Below are 21582 nucleotides of genomic sequence, written 5' to 3'. Positions count from 1 at the left end.
AGGGTATGCGGCAGGTAGCGGCAATGTAGCGTGCAGGGGCTGCCACTGCAGTTCAAAGTACTTCAGGGAACGAGACGATAGTGCAGCAGTTGCAATGGCTGTGCGTCTTGCAGTTGCTGGGCAACCAGTAGCTGTTGCGCTTGAGCATCCCAGCCCACAATATGGCTGTGCATGGCATTGGGTAGCTGGAAATGCTGCCAGCTGCGGCCCTGATCGCGACTGAAGGCATAGGCTCTGGCGCGCTCTTCATTGCAGCGTGCTTGCAAGGGCATGGTCTCTGGTAGCAGGCAGGCAAACATGTCCAGCAGCGCAGGCGCTTGGCTCTGGCTGATCCAGATATCTGGTGTGGCCCAAAACTTGTTGTGTCCCACTCCACGATGCAGCAAGGGCAGGGGGAGTGCAACCGGTAGCTGCCAGTGCTCAGTTTCTGGGTCAAAGTACTGCACGGATGCCTCTCGCCACAAAGTCATGCTGCCATCAGGGTTGCGCGTGACAGGCCAACGGGTGGTGTTGTCGATGGGTTGGAGCTCTTTCTCAGGCTTCAGACCGAGCACCTTCACCGTGTTGTTTGCAGGGTCTATCTCCAACGAAAAGCGACGGGTCAGAGTGGCCTTCCATTCACCAGTTGGGGTGTTGTTGGCATCAAGCCGGCGTTCCCATCGGCTGGACCAGCCAAGGACGCGGCCCGCAGGCAGGGTTTGAAACAAAAACTCAAACCGTGTTTGTGTGGGCTGTGGAGGTTGTATGTCGGACCAAATGGCTGGAGCAAAAGAGGGTAAACGGTATTGGCTGGCTGACAAGGAAGCAGGAAGGTCTTCGGCGTCATCAACAGCCGCTGCGGCTGAAGGCAAGGGTGTGATGACATGTGGCGTGGCCCAGGTGCTGCCACCGTCTGTGGTGATGAGCAGTGCTTGCTCAAGGCTATGCCAGATAAAGCCTGTCCGTGCGTTCACCCAGCCCTGTTGGTCTATTTCACTGGGCTGTTCGCGCTGGGGGGCGAACTGCCAGCTTGCTCCATCGTCGGTGCTGCTGAAGGCGCCGTCACTCCAGACGTATTTGCCGCGAACATCCACATTCAGCAGAAGTTGGCCGGAGCTGTCCACGGAACGCACGGTCAGGGGTTTTTGTCCAAGACTGGCACGAATGTCAAAGCCGTGCTGTGGTGTGAGCTGGGCTATGAACTGCCGGTCACGAAAGCTCAGCCAATGCAGAGCTTGGGCCTGCTCGTCTGTCAACTCAGTCTTGCTAGGGGGCTGTGCCGCATCAATGGCATTTTGCAGAGCCTCGCGCACCATATGCTCTTGGAGTGTTTGGGCAATGGGCAGGGCTTTTGTCAGCGTTTGCTGAACACTGCGTTCGCGCCATTGCGGCAGTTGTAATTCGAGCAGTTCGCCGGGCGGTAGAGTGTCTTCGGAAGCTTCCAATTTGCGCGACAGGCTGCCAGTTACCAGTGTGGACTGCGCACTGGGCAGCAGGCGCAGACTGGCAGGGTCAAGGACAAAGGCGTCGTCGTCCAGCTGCCACTGCTGTGTGGACGCTGGCAACTGTGTGCCTCCAGGGTGCCGCTGTAGCTGATCGACGGTGATGGTGCTGCTCAACAGCAAAAGGGTGATGACTACCGTCCAGCGGCTGCGTCGAGAAAGTTCAAATGGCATGGTCAATGCAATCCGATGATGGCCACGCATGAAAATACGCGATGAAAAAAAGAGCGCATGGCGCTCTTTCTTGAAGTGTCCAGTATGCAAAGCACCAAACATTATCAGGGCACGCTAACTCCGTGCGGGGCTGGCATATGCAGGAGGTGCTTCCAGATGTACGCGGACACTGACAATCAGCAGGGGGCTTGCGGCCCCTGCGAGAGCGGCTAGTGCGGGCCAGGGGTTTCTCCCTGGGCGCTTGAATTCGCAGGAGTCGCTCTGGGTGCTGGCGTTGTGGCTGGTGGGACAGCCGCCTCGGTTGCCGCCACGGCTGCAACGGCGGACAAGGCGGACGCAGGATGTTGCAGCACCTGCCCCTCACTGTCTTGCATGCGGGTGACCAGCACCTGGTCAATGCGGTAGCTGTCCACGTCCATCACTTCAAAGCGGAATGGTCCCCAGTCCACGGTGTCGGTGCGGCGTGGCACACGGCGGAGCATGACCATGAGGAAGCCTGCCAAGGTCTCGTATTCATCTTCGTTGGGCAGCGCTTCGAGATCCAGAACGCGCATTACATCGTCAATGGGGGTAATGCCGTCAATCAGCCAGGAGTTTTCGTCCCGGCGGATGATCTGCTCTTCATCATCTGGAGAGACCAGGTCCCCCATCACGGTGCTCATCACATCGTTCAATGTCACCACGCCAACTACGAGGCTGTATTCGTTCACGATCACCGCAAAGTCTTCGTGGGCCTGCTGGAACTGGTCCAGCACTTCGGCCAGCGTCAGCTTGTCGGGAACCAGCAGGATTTTGCGGATCAGGCTGTCATCCTGCAAGGAAATGGGTTGGTTGTTGAGAACACGCTGGAACAGGTCTTTGGCATCCACATAGCCCACGATGTGGTCGATATCGCCTTCACACACGGGATAGGTGGAGAAGGGCTCTTCGGCAATGCGTGCGCGGATCACATGGTCTGGGTCGTCACGCAAAAAGTAGGCGATGCGATCACGTTGTGTCATGGACGAAGCCACGGTGCGTGTATCGAGTTCAAAGATGTTGGCAATCGCTTGCTGCTCACGCTCAGCCAGAACCCCGGCACGGGCACCATCTTCGGTCATGGCCAGGATGTCGTCGGAAGTGATCTGCTCGTTGCGCTTGTCGGGCAGGCCAAGCATGCGGATCACGGAGCTCGTGATCTGACTGTAGAACCAGACAATGGGTTTGAATACCGTCATGCAAAACTGCATGGGGCGCAGCACACGCAGCAGCAGTCGCTCGGGCTCCACCATGCTCAGACGACGTGGCAGCAAGTCCGCAAACAAAATGAACAGCGATGTGATGATGAAGAACGAGAGCAAAGAGCCCAGACTCTGGGCAGTGCTCTCGGGCATCCACCAGATCAAAGCTCCAGCCAGCGTGGTACTGAGCGCACCCTCACCCACGATACCACCCAAAATGGCGATCGCATTCTGGCCTACCTGCACCACGGTGAAGTAGTCACCGGGTTGCTCTTGCAACTGGATGGCTTTTTCTGCACGGGGGTCGCCTTCGTCCGCCATCTGGCGCAAGCGCAGACGACGAGAGGCAGCCAAGGAAATCTCGGCCACGGCTACGAAGGCACTGGCAGCGATCAGCAGTGCAATGATGAGCAGGCTTTGGGTGAGTGTCATAAGTCAGTGGGTTGGCTGGTGACGGCCTAGTGCCACCATTGCGCATGCCTCCTTCGCATGCAGGCCTTTGTGCAAACTCTGTGCCGCTGCCCTGCGGCCGAGAACGAAAAACCGCCCATGAGGGCGGTTTTAGATAAAGCAGGGGCCATGCCAGTCAAACTGGTGATTGGTGTAGGCATAGGTCCCAAAAGCTGCATGGCAATCAGGCTTCGCCATTGATGACTTGTTGCAGCTCACCAGATTCGTACATTTCCATCATGATGTCCGAGCCGCCGATGAATTCGCCTTTGATGTACAGCTGAGGAATGGTGGGCCAGTTGCTGTAGTCCTTGATGCCTTGGCGAATTTCCTGGTCTTCCAGCACATTCACAGTGGCGATGGCCTTGGGCTCCACACCACAGGCTTTCAGAATCTGAACGGCACGGCCAGAAAAGCCACACATGGGGAAGCTGGCACTGCCCTTCATGAACAGCAGGATGTCGTTGTTTTTGACCAGTTGGTCGATGCGTTGTTGTACGTCGCTCATGGGGTTCTCCTTGTAGGGGAGCCGGTGTCTTGTCACCTGGCAATGCTGCTGATTATTTCACTGTCTCGCCAATATTGGTGCCATCCGGGATTTGACCGCCGGTGCAGCGTTCAATGCCAGCAAGGTCCTGGCGACTGTGCACACCGACAAAACCGGCTTGGCGCAGGAGTGTCTGCACACTTTGTGCCTGGTCCCAGCCATGTTCCAGCAAGAGCCAGCCTTCTGGTTTGAGGTGATCCGGGGCTTGCGAAATAATGCTGCGAATGTCGTCCAGCCCGTCAGCGCCGCTGGTCAGCGCGTGGCGCGGCTCGTGGTGCAAGGCCTGCATATGCGCATCATCTTCACGGATGTAAGGCGGGTTGCTGGCGATGACATCAAAGCGTCCTTGCACCTTCTCCAGCCATGAAGACTGCACAAAGCTCACTGGCAGTTGCAATCGCTGTGCATTGGCTTGAGCCACATCCAGGGCATCCTGGCTGAAATCGACAGCGGTGACGCTGGCGTCAGGACGCTGGCTTTGCAGAGCCAGGGCGATGGCGCCACTGCCGGTTCCCAAATCGATCAATGCAGGTGAAACGATTTTTTCAACCACATCCAGCACCCACTCTACCAGTGTCTCTGTATCAGGGCGAGGGTCGAGCACGCGCGCATCAACATGCAGCGGCAGTCCGAAAAATTCTTTGCAACCCGTTAGGTAGGCCACCGGCATGCCGTCCAGGCGCTGTGCACACAGGTGTGCAAAAGCTGCTTGTTGTGTGGAGGTCAGCACATCTGAGTCGTGTGTCAGCAGCCAGGCCCGGTCAGCATCGGGCTGTCCCAGCACATGCAACAGCAAGATTTGCGCATCAATGCGCTCCATGTCCTGGTGGTGGGCTTGGAGGAGGGCTTGTTGCAGGGTTTGGCGTGGCATCACAGCGTAAGGGGGTAGGTGTGGACAGAATCCAGGTTCAAGCGTTGACTTCCAGCTCAGCCAACAACTCGGCTTCACGGGCTTGTTTCAGAGCTTCAATCACGTCGCCCAGGTCACCTTCCATAATGTTGAGCAATTTGTACAGCGTCAGGTTGATGCGGTGATCGGTCAGGCGACCTTGGGGGAAGTTGTAGGTGCGAATGCGGTCACTGCGGTCACCCGAGCCAATCAGTCCTTTGCGCAGCGCTGCTTCCTTGGCCTCGCGCTCCTTGCGTTCCTTTTCCTGGATACGTGCCTGCAGCACTTGCAGTGCCTTGGCCTTGTTGCTGTGCTGGCTGCGTCCGTCCTGGCACTCTGCAACAATCCCTGTGGGCAAGTGCACCACACGCACGGCAGAGTCGGTTTTGTTGATGTGCTGGCCACCGGCGCCACTGGCGCGGAAAGTATCGATGCGAAGATCGGCAGGATTGAGCGTGATGGCTGCGGTTTCATCGGGCTCGGGCATCACAGCAACTGTGCAGGCACTGGTGTGAATGCGGCCCTGGGTCTCGGTTGCGGGTACGCGTTGCACACGATGACCACCCGATTCGAATTTCAGCGCGCCATACACATTGTCACCGTCAATGCGCAAAACAATTTCTTTGTAGCCTCCGATTTCGCTTTCATTGGCGCTCATGATTTCCACTTTCCAGCCCACATTGGCTGCGTAGCGGGTGTACATGCGGGCGATGTCAGCGGCAAACAGGGCTGACTCATCGCCACCTGTTCCGGCGCGGATTTCCACATAAGCTGGCCTTGCATCGTCTGGATCCTTGGGGAGCAACAGGCGCTGCAGCTCATCTTCCAGTTTGAGCAGATCAGCCTCGCCACTGGCGATTTCTTCCTGTGCCATCTCTGCCATATCGGGGTCATCAAGCATTTCTCGTGCAGTGGCAATATCTGCCTCCGTCTGCAAATAGCGCTGGTAGCGACCGGCCACGGCGGTTACGTCGGCGTGTTCGCGAGAAATGGAGCGGTATTTTTGCATATCGCCCATGATGTCTTCACGCGAGAGCAAGAAGTCCAGTTCTTCAAGGCGCTGGGCATAGCGCTCCAACTGGGTGCGCAGAAATGGTTTCATGTTTTTTTTGAGAGGAGTGCGCTACGCAGGCGGTAGCGGTGAGCGCTCTGAATCAAGCGCTAAAGACATGGGCGGCAGAGAACGCCGCAGCGCACAAGGGCGCTAACGCTGTCCTGATTTGGCGTGCAAAAAGAGTTTGGAGACGGTTTCCACCGTCTGGGCACGCTCTTGTTCGGTGCCTTTGTGCAGGGCAGCGAGTGCGCCATGCATCATTTTTTGAGTGAGGCCACGCGAGAGCGCTTCCAGCACTGCATCAATGTCTTCGCCTTTGGCAATACGCTTTTTGGCGCGGTTGATTTCTGCTTCACGCCATGCATTGGTCTGGGCGTTGAGTTGCTGGATGAGAGGCACCACACCACCTTGGGCACGTTGATTCATCCATTGCATGAAGTTCATGACACCAGCATCGATGATGACTTCAGCCTCGGCAACGGTAGCCTGACGCTGGGCTTGAGCGGTGCGCACCACGCTGGCCAGATCGTCCACGGTGTACAGATAGGCGTCGCGCAGGTCTTTCACCTCGGGTTCAATATCGCGTGGAACGGCGAGATCCACCATGAACATAGGACGATTTTTGCGCTTTTTCAGCGCGCTTTCAATGGCTCCCAAGCCGATGATGGGCAGGCTGGACGCTGTGCAGCTGATGATGGCGTCGTACTCGTGCAGGTGTTCTGGAATCTCAGCCAAAGGCATCACGCTGGCACCGAAGCGACTTGCCAGCTTTTCACCGCGTTCCATGGTGCGGTTGGCAATCGTGATGTGGGCGGGATTCTTGGCGGCAAAGTGGGTGGTTGCCAGCTCGATCATCTCGCCAGCACCGACAAACAAGATGCGAATCTTGCTCAGGTCTTCAAACAGCTGACCGGCTAAACGTACCGCAGCGGCCGCCATGGAAATCGAGTGCTCGCCAATTTCTGTGGAGGAGCGCACTTCTTTGGCCACGGCAAAACTGCGTTGAAACAGTTGGTTCAGGGTGGAGCCCAGTGCTCCGGCTTCTTCCGCAGCACGTACCGCATTTTTCATCTGGCCCAGGATCTGGGTTTCACCCAGTACCATGGAGTCAAGGCCGGAGGCCACACGGAATGCGTGGCGTGCGACGGAGACATCTTCCAGCAAATACGAGTGTGAGCGCAGTACATCGGCACTGACACCGCCTGACTGCGCCAGCCAGCCCAGCGTGTGATCCAACGCGGGAGCACCAGCCGCACAATAAATTTCAGTGCGGTTGCAGGTGGAGAGAATGGCAGTTTCCACCTCGGGGTGACGCGTAGCGCTGGACAGCGCCGAGCGCAGCCCGTGTAAAGTAGGGGCGATTTGGTCGATCGCAAATGCAAAACGGCCCCGTAGATCCAACGGTGCCGTATTGTGGTTAATGCCAAGAGCCCAGACTGCCATGCGCTCGATTATAAAATTTGTGCAGCTTTTGCGCTGCCCTACAGTTCAAAGACTTGATCTGTGTCATTTTCATGCCCGCTCTTGACTTCTTGATTCATCTTTTCAGCTTTATGGCTCCGGCGATTTTTCTGTCGGTGATACTGGCGGCTGGCGCCCGCCTGGTGTGGCATAAGAAAGCTCATTTGCTTCCTTGGTATCACATGGCCAGCGTGAATGCCTTGCTGGGTATTTTGGTCCTGGCGCTAGGCTTGGTATTGCTGGGACAAGATGGGCGCATGGGCACTTACTCGGTGCTCGTACTTGCCATGGGTAGCTGCCAGTGGCTCATGTCAGGCGGGTGGAAGTCTTAGTCCTTTTGATTCAATACGCTGCTGCGTAGCGTGCCCGATCGGCCTGTGCCTGCTCAAGCAGCCAGGTGCGAAAGTCCTGCAGCGCATGCGATGCAGGGCGCGATGCGGGCTGGCACAAGAAATATCCCCGTTCAATTTGAAAAGGGCGGTGTAGAGGGATGGAAACACGGCCTGCCGCGAGATCATCCTCAATCAGGCAACGCTGAACCACGGCCACTCCCATGCCTGCAATGACTGCTTGTACCAGCATGCCTACCAGCTCGAAATCTGCTGCTGGAGCGGGGTAGGGGCCATCACATCCCATTTTTTCGAACCATCGGGCCCAGTTGTCGGGGTAATTGGTGTGAGCCAGCAAAGGACGACGCAGCAGATCTTGAGGGCGACAAATGCTCAATGCGTCGTGTGGCAGGCAGATGGGAACCAGATCACGTCCCACCAAGTAGTCTGCCAGCAGGGTTTCTGGGAAAGGCATGGCGCCAATGCGGACCCAGGCATCAATGTCGGGAGATGTCAACGGGTCATCTCTGCGGTAAGGGGCAAAAGAGAGCACGGTGCCCGGGTGGCGTGCAGAGAAATCTGGTATCCGTGGAATCAGCCAGTTGCTGAATAGGGTTGGCGGCATGGAAATGCGCAGATGCCGCCCTTCCCGCTTGCGTCGCATGGCCTGGGTGGCTGATTCAATGGTGAACAGCGCGGGCCCCACCGCATCCAGATACTGCCGGCCTGCCGTGGTGAGTACGCTGCGGCGGCCCTGGCGCTCAAACACAGAAAATCCCAGATGTTCTTCCAGGCGCGCAATCGAGCGGCTGATGGCTCCTTGTGTGACCTGCAGGGCATCCGCGGCCTGGGTATAGCTGCCCAGACGCGCGGCCTGCACAAAAGCATGAAGTTCCGAGATGGATGGAGATTGCAGACGCATGATGGAATTATTACCTTTGGTAATGCATTCTTGTTTTTTTGTCGCTTTTCTTGTGTGGCTCTCTCGAAAAGAATGCGTGCACATTTCTCATAAACACCAAAGACCCTGGAGAACCCCCATGTTTCTGCGCCGAACTCTGCTCTCTTCTGTGGCTGCTGCCGCTGCCATGGCTGCTTTGTCTCCTGCTGCCTGGGCTGCAGACAATTACCCCAGTCGCCCGATCAAGCTGGTCGTGCCGTTTGGCGCCGGAGGCTCAACCGACATCGTGGCGCGCTTGCTGGCTGACAAGATGGGGCCCATCCTGGGGCAGGCCGTGGTGATTGAAAACAAGGGTGGTGCTGGTGGCTCGATTGGAGCGGCAGAAATCGCCAAAGCTGCGCCCGATGGTTACACCATCGGTATGGCTACCGTGTCGACCCACGGTGCCAATCCTGCCATCATGAGCAAGCTGCCCTATGACGCCAAGAAAGACTTCGCACCCATCACCAACGTGATGGCAGTGCCCAGCGTGTTTGTGGTGCACCCGAGCGTGCCAGCCAAGACCATGCAGGAGTTCATTGCTCTGGCCAAGAAAGAGCCAGGCAAATATAGCTTTGCTTCACCTGGCACCGGCTCGCTGGGGCATGCCAATATTGAGAACTTCATGAATCTGGCAGGCATCGACTTGCTGCACATCCCTTACAAGGGAGCAGGCCAGGCACTCAATGATGCGCTGGGGGGCCAGGTCAATGCCATGACAGACAACCTGTCCTCCTCGCTGACCAACATCAAGGCAGGCAAGTTGCGTCCTCTCGCGGTGCTGGCGTTCAAGCGTGCGGAAGTGTTGCCAGATGTGCCCACCTACACCGAACTGGGCTTCCCTGAAATGGGGGACGGTGGCTGGTTTGGTCTGGTTGCACCAGCAGGAACTCCGAAAGCCATCATCGACAAGCTGAATGCTGCCGCGCACAAGGCCATGCAAGATCCTGGGTATCTGCAAAAGCAAAAGGACATCGCGGGGGAAGGCATGGCCAACTCTCCAGAAGAGTTCAGCAAGCAAATTGATGCAGCGATTGCCCGCTATACCGCAGTGGCCAAGCGTGCCAACATCAAGATTGATTGATGCAAGCATTGCCTGACTTTTTGAAGCCACGGCCAGATGCGCCCGTACTGGTGCATCCGCCGCAGGGCGAGGTGCTGGCGCTGGTGTGTGATTCACCGCACAGTGGCACGGCCTATCCTGCCGATTTCGGTGTGAGTGTGCCGATGTCATTGCTGCGCCGTGGCGAAGACACGCATGTGCAGACGCTGTGGGAGCAATTTCCCAGCTATGGGGCCACCCTGATTGAGGCGACTTTCCCGCGTACCTACATTGACCCCAATCGAGAGCAAGAGGATATCAATCCGGCCATGCTGGATGGGCAGTGGTCTGAGCCGTTGACGCCCAGCGTGAAAACGCAGCAAGGGCTGGGGCTGATCTGGGAGAAGATCAATCAGGCTGGCCAGTCTACCCCGATGTATGCGCGCAAACTCACGGTGCAAGAAGTGCAGCAGCGCATTGCCAACTACTGGCAACCCTATCATGCAGCGCTGCAGCAGGCCATTCGCTGGAGCGTAGACCGCTTTGGTGGGGTTTGGCACATCAATCTGCACTCCATGCCCAGCGATGTGTATCAGCGACTGGGTACGCCGGACAAGCATCTGGCGGATTTTGTGCTGGGCGATCGTGATGGCACAACCTGTGATCCCGCCTTTATTCATTTGATCGGGGATACGCTGCAAGCCCAAGGCTACAGCGTGGCCTATAACGAGCCCTATAAGGGCGTGGCGCTGATAGGCCGCATTGGTCAACCAGCCTTCCATCGGCATAGCCTGCAGATTGAGATCAATCGTCGTATCTATCTGGATGAAGACACGCGTGAGCCCAGTGCCGGTTTTTCAGAGCTGCAGCAGCACCTGCAAGCGGTGATGCGCGAAGTGGCGCAGTATGTGCGCAGCGAGATGGTGTATCTGCCGCGAGGCTGAACAGGCTTGCGTGTTTGAAATAGCTTGTATTTGAGCCCCACTTTCCAGCAAAGTGATGGAAACGCAGGGCTGGGTGAACGCGTGATCAGCCAGGAGGCAGTCCTGAGTTCATGGGAGCGGATGAATTTGCCTCTGCCAGCGGAAATGCCGCGCTTGGCCGATGCTGTCAAAGCGTCAGGAAGCAAAATGGCCGGACTGAAGTCATTCCGTCATCCACGTAAAAGGCCTTCCTTTATTGGAAGGCCTTTTTTGGTTGAACGCGGTCTTTTAAAAAAAGGACCGCTGTGGGTATCCGCCTTAAAGCGGAGCGCCGGTTTGGGCAGGGCTGAACATGTCGACACGGTCGGTGATGATGCCGTCGGTGCCTAAGTCAATCAGGCGTTGCGCAGCCCATTCGTCATTGACGGTATAACTGCTGCAACGCAGGCCGGCGCCGTGTACCTTGGCAACCAGGGCCTCGTTCCACAGCGCGTGGTTGAGCACCATGGCGCTGCAGTCCAGGTCGGTGGCGATCTGTAAATCGGCATCACCCGTGCCATCGGCGAATTTATCCACCAAGAGACCGCGGGGAATATGGGGCGCAGTGTCTTTTGCGCCTTTCAGGGCATCTGGCTTGAAAGATGTGAACAGCGGCTGGATGATGTCTTTGGGCCAGATTTTGTTCATCAGGTCTCCGCAGGCACGGCCTGTTTCCAGCTCTTGCCCTGGGGTAGGCTTGATTTCCACATTCAGGTGCAGGTGGTTGGCCAGGCACCAGCGAGCCAGAGCTTCCAGTGTGGGTATGGCTTCTCCGGCAAAGGCACGGGAGTGCCAGCTGCCAGCATCCAACTGGGCAATTTCACCCATGGTCAGTGCACCGCCAACACCGCGGCCGTTGGTGGTGCGTTCCAGCGTTGCGTCGTGCAGCAAAAACAGCACACCGTCTTTGCTGAGCTTGGCGTCACATTCGAAAAAACGGTAGCCATGCAAAGCGCCCAGGCGGAAAGCGCTCATGGTGTTTTCTGGTGCCAGCTTGCCGGCACCGCGATGGGCTACCCAACGGGGGTAAGGCCAGGGTTTCAAAGCAGTAGTCATGATTAAAGCCTTGTGCAAAAAAGCAAAAAAGCGCCTCAGTGCAAATCTGAGGCGCTTTGGTTATCCATGTTCTTGAGTCATGAACAAAAGAGGCGACGCTCGCGCTCCTGTTTAAACGCGTTTGCCAGTTTCGGCGTTGAACCAGTGCAAACGATCTTCGCGTGCGGTGATGCGAGCGGATTCACCGGGCTTGGGATAGGGTTTGCCTTCCTCCACGCGCACGGTCACGTCTTCGTCCCCCACCTTGCCGTACAGCAGACGCTCCGCACCCAGCAGTTCGACGGTATGCACCTTGAACTCCACGCCGCCGGTCTCAACCAGGTCAATGTGCTCGGGGCGGATGCCCAGAATCAGGCCAGGCTTGCCGTTGGGGGAGTGCTTGAGCAGGTTCATGGGAGGCGAGCCAATGAAGCTGGCCACAAAGGTCGAGGCAGGAGTGTGGTAGACCTCTTCGGGGGTGCCGAACTGTTCCACATGACCGCCATTCATGACTACCATGCGTTGGGCCAAAGTCATGGCTTCCACTTGGTCGTGCGTCACGAACAAGGAGGTAATCCCCAGTTCGGCGTGCAGTTTCTGGATTTCCAGACGGGTCTGGCCGCGCAGCTTGGCATCCAGGTTCGACAGCGGTTCGTCAAACAGGAAAACCTGAGGCTGGCGCACAATGGCACGTCCCATGGCCACACGCTGGCGCTGGCCGCCGGACAGCTGGCGAGGCTTGCGATCCAGCAGGTGGCTCAGCTCCAAAATCTTGGCAGCCTTGTCCACGCGTCGCTTGATCTCGTCCGCAGGCACCTTGGCGAGCTTCAGCCCGTAGGCCATGTTCTCGTAGTTGCTCATGTGCGGATACAGCGCATAGTTCTGGAACACCATGGCGATGTTGCGCTTGGCGGGCTCTAGGTCGTTGACCTTTTTGTCGCCAATGATCAGATCACCTTCAGTGATTTCTTCCAGGCCGGCGATCATGCGCAGCAAAGTGGACTTGCCACAGCCCGAAGGGCCGACCAGCACGATGAATTCGCCGTCTTTGATTTCGACGTTGATGCCGTGAATAACGGGCACGGCAGCCTTGCCTGTACCGTAGCGCTTGACGATGTTCTTTAAAGAGATGGATGCCATGACAGGTCTTCCAAGTATTCGTTCAATGGGTCAAAAGAAGGTGGATGAGGGCCGTGGTCTGAGAATCACTTCTCGGTATCCACCAAGCCTTTGACAAACCACTTTTGCATCAGCATGACCACCAGAGTGGGTGGCAGCATAGCCAGGATGGCGGTGGCCATCACAATGTTCCAGTCGACAGCGGCTTCGCCGCCTGCCAGCATGCGTTTGATACCGATCACCACAGGGTACATATCTTCCGAAGTCGTCATCAGCAGTGGCCACAGGTATTGGTTCCAGCCATAGATGAACTGAATCACGAACAGCGCTGCAATCGAAGTCTTCGACAGGGGAACCAGAATGTCCTTGAAGAAGCGCATGGCCCCAGCGCCGTCAATGCGGGCTGCTTCCACCAGCTCATCAGGCACGGTGAGGAAAAACTGGCGGAACAGGAACGTTGCGGTGGCCGACGCAATCAAGGGCAGCGACAAACCTGCATAGCTGTTGAGCAAGCCCAGATCCGCCACCACTTTGTAAGTGGGCAGAATGCGCACTTCCACGGGAAGCATCAGGGTCAAGAAGATGGCCCAGAAGCACAGCATCTTGAAGGGGAAGCGGAAGTACACAATGGCGAACGCCGACAGCAGCGAAATAGCAATCTTGCCGACGGTGATGATCATTGCGACGACGAAGCTCACCCACATCATGTGCACGACGTTGGTGTTGGAGCCCAGCTTGCCGGAGCCCAGCAGCGCTTCCTTGTAGTTTTCCCACATGTGGGCGCCGGGCAGCAGCGGCATGGGCGACTGCACGATCTCACCCGCAGTGTGGGTCGAGGCGACCAGCGCGAGATACAGCGGGAAGGCCACGATGGCCACGCCGAAAATCAGAACAGCGTGGGACAGGATATTGAGCCAAGGGTTGCGGTCAACCATGATCAGTACTGCACTTTCTTTTCAACATAGCGGAACTGGATCACGGTCAGCACGACCACGATACACATCAGGATCACGGACTGCGCGGCAGAGCCGCCGAGGTCCAATGCCTTGAAGCCGTCCTGGTAGACCTTGTAAACCAGAATCGAAGTCGATTGGCCGGGGCCGCCCTGGGTTGCTGCATCAATGATGCCGAAGGTGTCAAAGAAGGCGTAGACGATGTTGATCACCAACAAGAAGAAGGTGGTGGGTGACAACAGGGGCAGCTGAATATTCCAGAAGCGGCGCCATGGGCCAGCACCGTCAATCGAAGCGGCTTCAATCAGAGCTTTGGGGATGGACTGCAAGCCTGCGAGGAAGAACAGAAAGTTGTAGGAAATCTGTTTCCACACCGAGGCAATGACGACCAGGGTCATGGCCTGGTTGTCGTTCATCAGGTGATTCCACTCGATGCCGATCTTGCCCAGGTAATAAGTGACCACCCCAATGGATGGCGAGAACATGAAGACCCACAGTACGCCGGCAATGACGGGAGCCACGGCGTAAGGCACGATCAGCAAGGTCTTGTAAACCATGGCAAACCGGATGATGCGGTCCGCAAAAATGGCCAGCACCAGGGAAATGGCGATACCAATACCGGCAACCAGCACCGAGAACATGGCGGTGCGCTGGAACGAGTTCAGGTAGGTAGGGTCATCCAGCAGATTGCGGAAGTTATCCAGCCCGACCCATTCGGTGGACAGGCCGAATGCATCTTCCATTTGGAAGGACTGGAGCACGGCTTGGCCGGCCGGCCAGAAAAAGAAGATGCCGATGATGAGCAACTGAGGCGCGATCAGCGCCCAAGGAAGCCACCCGGAGCGGAAAAGTACGCGTTTTTCCATGATGGGTCACAAAATAAAAAACCGCCGGAGCCTGATAAGCCGCGGAGGAAAGTGAGAGTCATCGAGTGGTGTTCGACTGAAATCGCGTCAAAACGAATCAAGACGAATCACTACGTGTAATCGAATGTGCGCGTATTGTGCCTAGCTGAAAGCCGCTGCGCCAAATACGCAGCGGCTGTACCGTGTAAGTCAGAAGGGTATTAGCCCTTCTGCAGGGGCGGATTACTTGCCGCCAACAGAGCGCTCAAAGCGCGCCAGCAGTTCGTCACCGCGCTTGACGATGCTGTCCAGCGCTTGCTTGCCGGTCTTCTTGCCAGCCCAGACCTGCTCGAGTTCTTCATCCTCGATGGTGCGGATCTGCACATAGTTACCCAGACGGATACCGCGCGAGTTGTCGGTAACCTTGCGGATCATCTGATTCACAGCCACGTCGGTGCCAGGGTTCTTCTTGTAGAAGCCCGAAGATTCGGTCAGCTTGAAGGACTCCATGGTCACAGGCAGGTAGCCGGTGCGCTGGTGCGAAGCGGCTTGCACTTCAGGCTGCGAAAGGAATTCGAAGAACTTGGCCACGCCCTTGTATTCTTCGGACTTCTTGCCTGCCATCACCCACAGCGATGCGCCACCGATCACGGTGTTTTGTGGAGCGCCAGCCACGTCGTCGTAGTAAGGCAGAGGAGCCAGACCGTAGGCGAACTTGGCGTTCTTGGCCACGTCACCGTAGAAACCGGACGAAGTCTGGATCATGGCGCACTCACCAGCTGTAAAAGCAGCCTGGGAAGTGGATGCGCGGCCCTTGTAGACAAACTCACCGGCCTTGGCGGCAGCAGCCAGGTTGTCAATGTGCTTGACGTGCAGGGGGGAGTTCACCTTCAGACGTGCCTTGTGACCGTCCTTGCCCAGACCGTTTTGGTGAGTAGCCATTTCCACGTTATGCCAGGTGGAGAAGGACTCCAGCTGGGTCCAGCCTTGCCAAGCCAGTGTCATGGGGCAGCTGTGGCCCGATTCCTTGAGCTTTTTGGCTGCGGCAAACACTTCAGGCCAGGTCTTGGGGGCCTGATCTGGGTTCAGGCCAGCCTTCTTGAAGGCGTCCTTGTTGTAATAGAAGATGGTGGTCGAGCTGTTGAAGGGGAAGCTCATCATCTGGCCGTTGGGGGCAGTGTAGTAACCGGCCACAGCTGGGATGTACGCTGCAGGGTCGAACTTGGCGCCAGCGTCAGCCATGATCTTGCCCACGGGAACTGTCGCGCCCTTGGACGCCATCATGGTGGCGGTGCCCACTTCAAATACTTGCAGGATGTGAGGAGCGTTGCCTGAGCGGAATGCGGCAATCGCTGCTGTCATGGACTCGTCATACACACCTTTGAAGGTGGGAACGATCTTGTAGTCACTTTGGCTTTCATTGAATTGCTTGGCCAGATCGTTGACCCATTCGTTGTTCACGGCAGTCATGGAGTGCCACCACTGGATTTCAGTGGCAGCATTGGCGGCGCCGATGGTGGTCGCGGCGAGTACCGCAGACAGGGCGATTTGCTTGTATTGCATGGAGAACTCCTCTACGTGTAGAAATTTGTGCCTTCATCCTAAGAATCTGTGTGGCACTTTAATGACAGCCATATGACCTATGCGGTGCAAGAAGATAGCCGCTGTGCACTGTCATGCCAATATGCTAGGCATGCAATGGTCATAAGCGCTGGCAGTGGTGCCATTCTAGAAGCCAGGAAAAAATCAGAAACGTTTTGTTTGCGCGATTTTGGTTCTTTTTTGGTGGATTTCTTTCGCAATTGTGGGTTTTGCGTAGTGGTTTAAAAATCACAAAACGATAGCTGTCTCTTTTGACAATATTGGAGCGAGGTCTCTTTCTGAGGGGTGAGCAGAGTTCATAGGCTGGCATAAAATTGTCTTCCCCATGACTTAAGGTGCGCTACCAGCGCCCAACCCGGTCTATATCCATGAATGCACCGATTGCGCAGGCAGCGTTGGTCCACCACGCCGCCGAACCCGCCCGTCTCCGTGAGATCCCCTACAACTACACCTCGTTTTCTGACAAGGAAATCGTGATCCGTCTGTTGGGCACCTCAGCATGGAGTGTGCTCAACCAGTTGCGTCAAGAGCGCCAGACGGGCAGATCTGCTCGCATGCTCTACGAAGTGTTGGGCGATATGTGGGTGGTGCAGCGCAATCCCTATCTGCAAGACGACCTCCTGCACAACCCAGGTCGCCGCAAGCTGCTGGTTGAAGCTTTGCAGCACCGCATGGGCGAGGTGCAAAAGCGCCGTGTCCCCGAGCAGGATGCACATCGCGACGCCCTGGTCGGCGAGTTGATCGAGGCAGCCAATCGTGCGGTACGCGAGTTCGACAAGATGTTCGAGGCAGCGGCTGGCTTGCGCCAGCGTGTGCGCAAGACACTGGGCAAACTCACGCACAAGGACAACATCAAGTTCGATGGCCTCTCGCGTGTCAGCCATGTCACCGACGCAACCGACTGGCGTGTGGAGTACCCCTTTGTGGTGCTGACTCCAGACACCGAAGAGGAAATGGCCTTGCTGGTCAAGGGCTGTATTGAGCTGGAGCTGACCATCATTCCGCGTGGAGGCGGAACAGGCTACACGGGCGGAGCGATTCCCCTGACCTGGCGCTCGGTGGTGATCAACACCGAGAAGCTGCAGGCCATCACCGAAGTTGAAAAAGTCATGCTGCCTGGAGTGGAGCATCCTGTGCCTACGGTATGGACCGAGGCAGGTGTGGTGACGCAGCGCGTGGCCGAAGCAGCGGAGCGCGCAGGCTTTGTGTTTGCCGTGGACCCGACGTCGATTGAAGCGTCGTGTATCGGCGGCAATATCGCCATGAATGCGGGTGGCAAAAAAGCCGTGCTGTGGGGGACGGCCCTGGACAACCTGGCAAGCTGGCGCATGGTGACACCCGATGCCGAATGGCTGGAGGTGGTGCGTATTGGGCACAACCTGGGCAAGATTCATGATGCCGAAATGGCCAGCTTTGAGCTGCGCTACTTCGCGGCTGACGGTAAAACGCCTTTGCGTACAGAGCGTCTGGACATTCCGGGGCAGAAGTTCCGCAAGGAAGGCCTGGGCAAGGACGTGACCGACAAGTTCCTGTCGGGTCTGCCTGGTGTGCAAAAAGAAGGTACGGATGGCTTGATCACCAGCGCACGCTGGATCGTGCATCGCATGCCCGAGCACACCCGCACCGTGTGCATGGAGTTTTTTGGCAATGCCAAGGATGCCGTGCCTTCGATCGTCGAGATCAAGGACTATATGTTCGAGGAGCAAAAGCGCAGCGGTGTGCTGCTGGCAGGCCTTGAACATCTGGACGACCGTTATCTGAAAGCTGTGGGCTATACCACCAAGTCCAAAAAAGGTAATGGTGGTCTGCCCAAGATGGTGCTGATTGGCGACATCGTTGGTGATGATGCCGATGAGGTCGCTCGTGTGACCAGCGAGGTGGTGCGCATTGCCAACTCGCGCAATGGTGAAGGTTTCGTGGCTATCAGCGCTGAAGCCCGCAAGAAATTCTGGCTGGATCGCAAGCGCACAGCAGCGATTTCCAAGCACACCAACGCCTTCAAGATCAACGAGGACGTGGTGATTCCGCTGCCACGCATGGCGGAGTACACCGACGGCATTGAGCGCATCAATATCGAGCTGTCGCTGCGCAACAAGCTCAAGTTCTGCGATGCCTTGTTGGAGTTCTTTGAAAAGGGCAATTTGCCTTTGGGCAAGCAAGATGGCGCCGCAGAAATTCCTTCGGCAGAACTGCTGGAAGACCGCGTGCATCAGGCAATTGCGTTGGTGCAGGAAGTGCGTGACCAGTGGGCTGGCTGGCTGGCGGATGTGAATGCCTTGTTCCCGCAGTTGCAGGACCATAGCCTGCGTGCCAGCTGGAAGACACAGATCAAGGTGCCTCTGGCACAGATATTCAGTGGTGAGGCTTTCAAGGCCATCTTGGCAGAGGTGACGCAGATCCACCAGCGCGTGCTCAAGGGCCGCGTGTGGGTGGCGCTGCACATGCACGCCGGTGACGGCAATGTGCACACCAACATCCCCGTCAACTCCGATGACTACGAGATGCTGCAAACCGCCCACGAAGCCGTGGCGCGCATCATGCATCTGGCCCGCAGTCTGGACGGTGTGATCTCGGGCGAGCACGGAATCGGCATCACCAAACTCGAATTCCTGAGCGACGAAGAGCTGCAGCCTTTCGCCGAGTACAAGAAGCGTGTGGACCCACAGGGGCGCTTCAACCGTGGCAAGCTCATCCGCGAAAAGAATGGGCTGGTGCCTGCAGAGTCTCCGCGCGAAGCGCTGATGTATGCCGACCTGACAAATGCCTATACGCCATCGTTTGGCCTGATGGGGCATGAGTCGCTGATCATGCAGCAGTCTGACATTGGTGCAATTGCCGACTCGGTCAAGGATTGCCTGCGCTGCGGCAAGTGCAAGCCCGTGTGCAACACACACGTGCCTGGCGCAAACATGCTGTATTCGCCGCGCAACAAGATTTTGGCGACTTCGCTGCTGGTCGAGGCCTTCCTGTACGAAGAGCAAACCCGCCGAGGGGTGTCCATCAAACACTGGCAAGAGTTTGAAGATGTGGCAGACCACTGCACTGTCTGCCATAAGTGCTTCACGCCGTGCCCTGTCAAGATCGACTTTGGTGACGTGACCATGAATATGCGCAACTTGTTGCGCAAGATGGGCAAGAAGAGCTTCAACCCAGGCAACAAGATGGCCATGGCCATGCTCAATGCCACCAATCCTGACACCATCAACTTGCTGCGCAAGGGTATGGTGGGTATTGGTTTCAAGGCGCAGCGTCTGGCTTCAGACTTGCTGCACGCTGTGGCCAAGCCGCAGATGAAGCACCCACCAGCCACTGTGGGCAAGCCGCCTATCAAGGAGCAGGTGATTCACTTTGTGAACAAGAAGCTGCCCGGTGGGCTGCCTACCAAGACAGCGCGCGCGTTGCTGGACATCGAAAACAAGGACTACGTGCCCATCATTCGCAATCCGCAAACCACGCATGCGGATACCGAGGCGGTGTTCTACTTCCCGGGTTGCGGCTCCGAGCGTTTGTATAGCCAGGTGGGGCTGGCCACGCAGGCGATGCTCTGGCACGCCGGTGTGCAAACCGTGCTGCCTCCCGGTTACCTGTGCTGCGGCTATCCACAGCGTGGATCGGGCCAGTACGATGTGGCTGACAAGATGATTACGGACAACCGTGTCTTGTTCCACCGCGTCTCCAACACGCTGAACTATCTGGACATCAAGACTGTGGTGGTGAGCTGTGGCACTTGCTATGACCAGTTGCAAGGCTACAGCTTCGACAAGATCTTCCCGGGTTGCCGCATCATCGACATTCACGAGTTCTTGCTGGAAAAGGGCATCACATTGCCGCAAGGTCAGGGGGGCTATCTATATCACGACCCGTGTCACAGCCCCATGAAGCTGCAAGACCCCATGAAGACCGTCAAGGCATTGGTGGGCGATGGCGTGATCAAGAGCGACCGTTGCTGCGGTGAGTCGGGCACGCTGGGTGTGACACGTCCTGACATCTCCACGCAAATTCGCTTCCGCAAGGAAGGTGAATTGCGCCAGGGTGAAGCCGAACTGCGTGCCAATGGTTCGGTGGGAGAGAAGGACAACATCAAGATTCTCACCAGCTGCCCCAGCTGCTTGCAAGGCCTGAGCCGCTACGGCAACGATTTGCAAAATGGCTTGCTGGAAGCCGACTACATCGTGGTCGAGATGGCCAGGCAGATCCTGGGTGAGAACTGGATGCCTGAGTACGTGAACCGTGCCAATGCCGGTGGCATCGAGCGGGTGCTGCTGTAATGGCCGCCGATTGCGTCTTGTGCCGCGAGGCGGGTGGTTTGCCCGTCTGGCAAGGTGCGCAGTTGCGTGTGATTCGCGCAGAGGAGGCGGGCTTTCCCGCTTTCTACCGCGTGGTCTGGACAGCGCATGTTGCTGAGATGTCGGACTTGTCTGAACAAGAACGCAACACCTGCATGGCTGCAGTGGTGGAGGTGGAGCGCGTGGTGCGGGCTCAACTCCAGCCTTCCAAGATCAATCTGGCGGCGTTGGGCAATATGGTTGCGCACCTGCATTGGCACGTAATTGCACGCTACGACTGGGACAGCCACTTCCCTGCATCCGTCTGGGCAAACCCCTTGCGTGAACGAGATTTGGCGCGCGAAGCACAATTGCAGCAAAAACTCGCAGCCTGTGATGCGGCCATTGCGCAAGCGATGGAACGTTGGGCTTCATAAATGTGAGCGGCTTGCGCAAGGAATACAAGCATTTTGGATAGTTGCAAGGTTGAAATTGACTATCTGAGCGCGCAAGCAGCATTTGTTAGATAGGTCGTATTTCATGGCAGACATGCCTTTCCCACAATCGCTGACCGTGCACGAAGCCTCACGTGTGCTGGAGGTCGGCTATTCCGACGGCAAAACATTCCGCCTGCCTTTTGAGCTGATGCGTGTGTATTCACCATCTGCGGAGGTGCAAGGTCATGGCCCTGGTCAGGAAGTGCTACAGACGGGCAAGCGCAACGTCACCATTGACAACATTGAGCAGGTGGGCAACTACGCCATTAAGCCTTTCTTCAGTGATGGTCATGAAAGCGGTTTGTTCACCTGGAACTATTTGTATGAACTGGGCGACCAACAAGACAAGCTGTGGGCGGAGTATCTGGATCGTTTAAAAGCCGCCGGGGTGGATCGGGATACGCCGATGCCTGAAAAGGCTGGCGGCAGTTGTGGCACTGGAGGTGGTTGTGGCTCCAGCAGCACGGTAGCTCCTGCGACCGGAGGCGGTTGCGGCAGCGGCTCTTGCGGCTGTGGTAGCTAGGCGCAGCAGGAATGAATGGTCATGCTTGGTGTGCAAAACCTTGATTTCACAAGATTTTTCCAGACTGTAACCACCGGGTTGATGCGTCGCAGTCACAGGGGAAATCCTCGGGTTTTCAGCAGTGTGGCATGGTGGTGCTATATTTACAGTAGCTGAAACGCTAGGTTTTAAACCACGTATCGGCGTAGACTTTT

The 21582-nt window shown here is 57.0% G+C and carries 18 protein-coding genes; 6 read left to right on the top strand and 12 right to left on the bottom strand.

The window, feature by feature from the left end:
* Nucleotides 1-62: 62 nt before the first annotated feature.
* The 6 genes from QEP11_RS03020 to hemA all read right to left on the bottom strand — a co-directional run bounded on the left by QEP11_RS03020 (nucleotide 63) and on the right by hemA (nucleotide 7258).
* A complete protein-coding gene (locus tag QEP11_RS03020; protein WP_284335097.1) occupies nucleotides 63-1655 on the bottom strand; it encodes a WD40/YVTN/BNR-like repeat-containing protein in 1593 nt (530 codons plus the stop codon).
* A 209-nt stretch (nucleotides 1656-1864) separates the two neighbouring features.
* Nucleotides 1865-3307 carry a polyamine export protein PaeA gene (gene paeA, locus QEP11_RS03015; RefSeq protein WP_284335096.1) on the bottom strand — a complete coding sequence of 481 codons (1443 nt, stop codon included), beginning with the start codon at nucleotides 3305-3307 and terminating at the stop codon, nucleotides 1865-1867.
* A 202-nt stretch (nucleotides 3308-3509) separates the two neighbouring features.
* Nucleotides 3510-3833: a Grx4 family monothiol glutaredoxin gene (gene grxD / locus QEP11_RS03010; RefSeq protein ID WP_284335095.1), complete on the bottom strand. Its 324-nt coding sequence runs from the start codon at nucleotides 3831-3833 to the stop codon at nucleotides 3510-3512.
* A 52-nt stretch (nucleotides 3834-3885) separates the two neighbouring features.
* Nucleotides 3886-4743 (bottom strand): peptide chain release factor N(5)-glutamine methyltransferase, encoded by an 858-nt coding sequence (prmC, locus tag QEP11_RS03005; RefSeq protein ID WP_284335094.1) that lies wholly within the window; start codon nucleotides 4741-4743, stop codon nucleotides 3886-3888.
* Between the two features lie 37 nt (nucleotides 4744-4780).
* Nucleotides 4781-5863 carry a peptide chain release factor 1 gene (gene prfA / locus QEP11_RS03000; protein WP_284335093.1) on the bottom strand — a complete coding sequence of 361 codons (1083 nt, stop codon included), beginning with the start codon at nucleotides 5861-5863 and terminating at the stop codon, nucleotides 4781-4783.
* Nucleotides 5864-5965: 102 nt separating this feature from the next.
* Nucleotides 5966-7258: a glutamyl-tRNA reductase gene (gene hemA, locus QEP11_RS02995; RefSeq protein ID WP_284335092.1), complete on the bottom strand. Its 1293-nt coding sequence runs from the start codon at nucleotides 7256-7258 to the stop codon at nucleotides 5966-5968.
* A 71-nt stretch (nucleotides 7259-7329) separates the two neighbouring features.
* On the opposite strand from hemA, the gene QEP11_RS02990 reads away from it, so the two are divergent.
* Entirely contained in the window at nucleotides 7330-7608 is a 279-nt protein-coding gene (locus QEP11_RS02990) for a hypothetical protein (protein ID WP_284335091.1), read from the top strand.
* 10 nt (nucleotides 7609-7618) lie between these two features.
* Here QEP11_RS02990 and QEP11_RS02985 read toward each other — a convergent pair whose 3' ends face one another.
* Nucleotides 7619-8527: a LysR substrate-binding domain-containing protein gene (locus tag QEP11_RS02985; protein WP_284335090.1), complete on the bottom strand. Its 909-nt coding sequence runs from the start codon at nucleotides 8525-8527 to the stop codon at nucleotides 7619-7621.
* Between the two features lie 118 nt (nucleotides 8528-8645).
* Between QEP11_RS02985 and QEP11_RS02980 the strand changes: the two genes are divergently transcribed.
* Nucleotides 8646-9629, top strand: a complete 984-nt coding sequence (locus QEP11_RS02980) for a tripartite tricarboxylate transporter substrate binding protein BugE (protein WP_284335089.1) — start codon at nucleotides 8646-8648, stop codon at nucleotides 9627-9629.
* Nucleotides 9629-10531 carry an N-formylglutamate amidohydrolase gene (locus QEP11_RS02975; protein ID WP_284335088.1) on the top strand — a complete coding sequence of 301 codons (903 nt, stop codon included), beginning with the start codon at nucleotides 9629-9631 and terminating at the stop codon, nucleotides 10529-10531. The genes QEP11_RS02980 and QEP11_RS02975 overlap by 1 nt, the downstream gene beginning before the upstream one ends.
* A 297-nt stretch (nucleotides 10532-10828) precedes the next feature.
* Here QEP11_RS02975 and ugpQ read toward each other — a convergent pair whose 3' ends face one another.
* From ugpQ to ugpB, 5 genes are all read right to left on the bottom strand, one after another.
* On the bottom strand, nucleotides 10829-11605 hold the full coding sequence (ugpQ, locus tag QEP11_RS02970) for a glycerophosphodiester phosphodiesterase (RefSeq protein ID WP_284335087.1): 777 nt from the start codon (nucleotides 11603-11605) through the stop codon (nucleotides 10829-10831).
* Nucleotides 11606-11716: 111 nt separating this feature from the next.
* Nucleotides 11717-12724 carry a sn-glycerol-3-phosphate import ATP-binding protein UgpC gene (locus QEP11_RS02965; protein WP_284335086.1) on the bottom strand — a complete coding sequence of 336 codons (1008 nt, stop codon included), beginning with the start codon at nucleotides 12722-12724 and terminating at the stop codon, nucleotides 11717-11719.
* 65 nt (nucleotides 12725-12789) lie between these two features.
* Complete coding sequence (gene ugpE, locus QEP11_RS02960; protein WP_284335085.1) at nucleotides 12790-13638, bottom strand: sn-glycerol-3-phosphate ABC transporter permease UgpE; 849 nt, start codon at nucleotides 13636-13638, stop codon at nucleotides 12790-12792.
* A 2-nt stretch (nucleotides 13639-13640) separates the two neighbouring features.
* Nucleotides 13641-14522 (bottom strand): sn-glycerol-3-phosphate ABC transporter permease UgpA, encoded by an 882-nt coding sequence (gene ugpA, locus QEP11_RS02955; RefSeq protein WP_284335084.1) that lies wholly within the window; start codon nucleotides 14520-14522, stop codon nucleotides 13641-13643.
* A 222-nt stretch (nucleotides 14523-14744) separates the two neighbouring features.
* The gene (ugpB, locus tag QEP11_RS02950; protein ID WP_284335083.1) at nucleotides 14745-16064 is read right to left on the bottom strand and encodes a sn-glycerol-3-phosphate ABC transporter substrate-binding protein UgpB; all 1320 of its coding nucleotides are present in this window, start codon (nucleotides 16062-16064) and stop codon (nucleotides 14745-14747) included.
* A gap of 407 nt (nucleotides 16065-16471) precedes the next feature.
* Here ugpB and QEP11_RS02945 point away from each other — a divergent pair, with 407 nt between their 5' ends.
* The 3 genes from QEP11_RS02945 (at nucleotide 16472) to QEP11_RS02935 (ending at nucleotide 21388) form a co-directional block, all read left to right on the top strand.
* A complete protein-coding gene (locus tag QEP11_RS02945; protein WP_284335082.1) occupies nucleotides 16472-20371 on the top strand; it encodes an FAD/FMN-binding oxidoreductase in 3900 nt (1299 codons plus the stop codon).
* Nucleotides 20371-20805: an HIT family protein gene (locus tag QEP11_RS02940; RefSeq protein ID WP_284335081.1), complete on the top strand. Its 435-nt coding sequence runs from the start codon at nucleotides 20371-20373 to the stop codon at nucleotides 20803-20805. The genes QEP11_RS02945 and QEP11_RS02940 overlap by 1 nt, the downstream gene beginning before the upstream one ends.
* 103 nt (nucleotides 20806-20908) lie before the next feature.
* Nucleotides 20909-21388, top strand: a complete 480-nt coding sequence (locus tag QEP11_RS02935; protein ID WP_284335080.1) for a gamma-butyrobetaine hydroxylase family protein — start codon at nucleotides 20909-20911, stop codon at nucleotides 21386-21388.
* Nucleotides 21389-21582 lie beyond the last annotated feature (194 nt).

Source organism: Comamonas halotolerans (assembly GCF_030162935.1).
In the GTDB taxonomy this organism is placed as follows: domain Bacteria; phylum Pseudomonadota; class Gammaproteobacteria; order Burkholderiales; family Burkholderiaceae_C; genus Comamonas; species Comamonas halotolerans.
The sequence above is the reverse complement of the archived record's forward strand: the minus strand, read 5'-3'. Positions and strand labels throughout refer to the sequence as shown.

Excerpts from the sequence above, each read along its gene's own strand:
- QEP11_RS02945 (WP_284335082.1), top strand. The coding sequence starts at position 16,472 with ATGAATGCACCGATTGCGCAGGCAGCGTTGGTCCACCACGCCGCCGAA.
- ugpA (WP_284335084.1), bottom strand. The coding sequence starts at position 14,522 with ATGGAAAAACGCGTACTTTTCCGCTCCGGGTGGCTTCCTTGGGCGCTG.
- ugpB (WP_284335083.1), bottom strand. The coding sequence starts at position 16,064 with ATGCAATACAAGCAAATCGCCCTGTCTGCGGTACTCGCCGCGACCACC.
- prmC (WP_284335094.1), bottom strand. The coding sequence starts at position 4,743 with ATGCCACGCCAAACCCTGCAACAAGCCCTCCTCCAAGCCCACCACCAG.
- paeA (WP_284335096.1), bottom strand. The coding sequence starts at position 3,307 with ATGACACTCACCCAAAGCCTGCTCATCATTGCACTGCTGATCGCTGCC.
- hemA (WP_284335092.1), bottom strand. The coding sequence starts at position 7,258 with ATGGCAGTCTGGGCTCTTGGCATTAACCACAATACGGCACCGTTGGAT.
- QEP11_RS02965 (WP_284335086.1), bottom strand. The coding sequence starts at position 12,724 with ATGGCATCCATCTCTTTAAAGAACATCGTCAAGCGCTACGGTACAGGC.
- ugpE (WP_284335085.1), bottom strand. The coding sequence starts at position 13,638 with ATGGTTGACCGCAACCCTTGGCTCAATATCCTGTCCCACGCTGTTCTG.
- QEP11_RS02940 (WP_284335081.1), top strand. The coding sequence starts at position 20,371 with ATGGCCGCCGATTGCGTCTTGTGCCGCGAGGCGGGTGGTTTGCCCGTC.
- grxD (WP_284335095.1), bottom strand. The coding sequence starts at position 3,833 with ATGAGCGACGTACAACAACGCATCGACCAACTGGTCAAAAACAACGAC.
- QEP11_RS03020 (WP_284335097.1), bottom strand. The coding sequence starts at position 1,655 with ATGCCATTTGAACTTTCTCGACGCAGCCGCTGGACGGTAGTCATCACC.
- QEP11_RS02980 (WP_284335089.1), top strand. The coding sequence starts at position 8,646 with ATGTTTCTGCGCCGAACTCTGCTCTCTTCTGTGGCTGCTGCCGCTGCC.
- ugpQ (WP_284335087.1), bottom strand. The coding sequence starts at position 11,605 with ATGACTACTGCTTTGAAACCCTGGCCTTACCCCCGTTGGGTAGCCCAT.
- QEP11_RS02935 (WP_284335080.1), top strand. The coding sequence starts at position 20,909 with ATGGCAGACATGCCTTTCCCACAATCGCTGACCGTGCACGAAGCCTCA.
- QEP11_RS02985 (WP_284335090.1), bottom strand. The coding sequence starts at position 8,527 with ATGCGTCTGCAATCTCCATCCATCTCGGAACTTCATGCTTTTGTGCAG.
- QEP11_RS02975 (WP_284335088.1), top strand. The coding sequence starts at position 9,629 with ATGCAAGCATTGCCTGACTTTTTGAAGCCACGGCCAGATGCGCCCGTA.
- QEP11_RS02990 (WP_284335091.1), top strand. The coding sequence starts at position 7,330 with ATGCCCGCTCTTGACTTCTTGATTCATCTTTTCAGCTTTATGGCTCCG.
- prfA (WP_284335093.1), bottom strand. The coding sequence starts at position 5,863 with ATGAAACCATTTCTGCGCACCCAGTTGGAGCGCTATGCCCAGCGCCTT.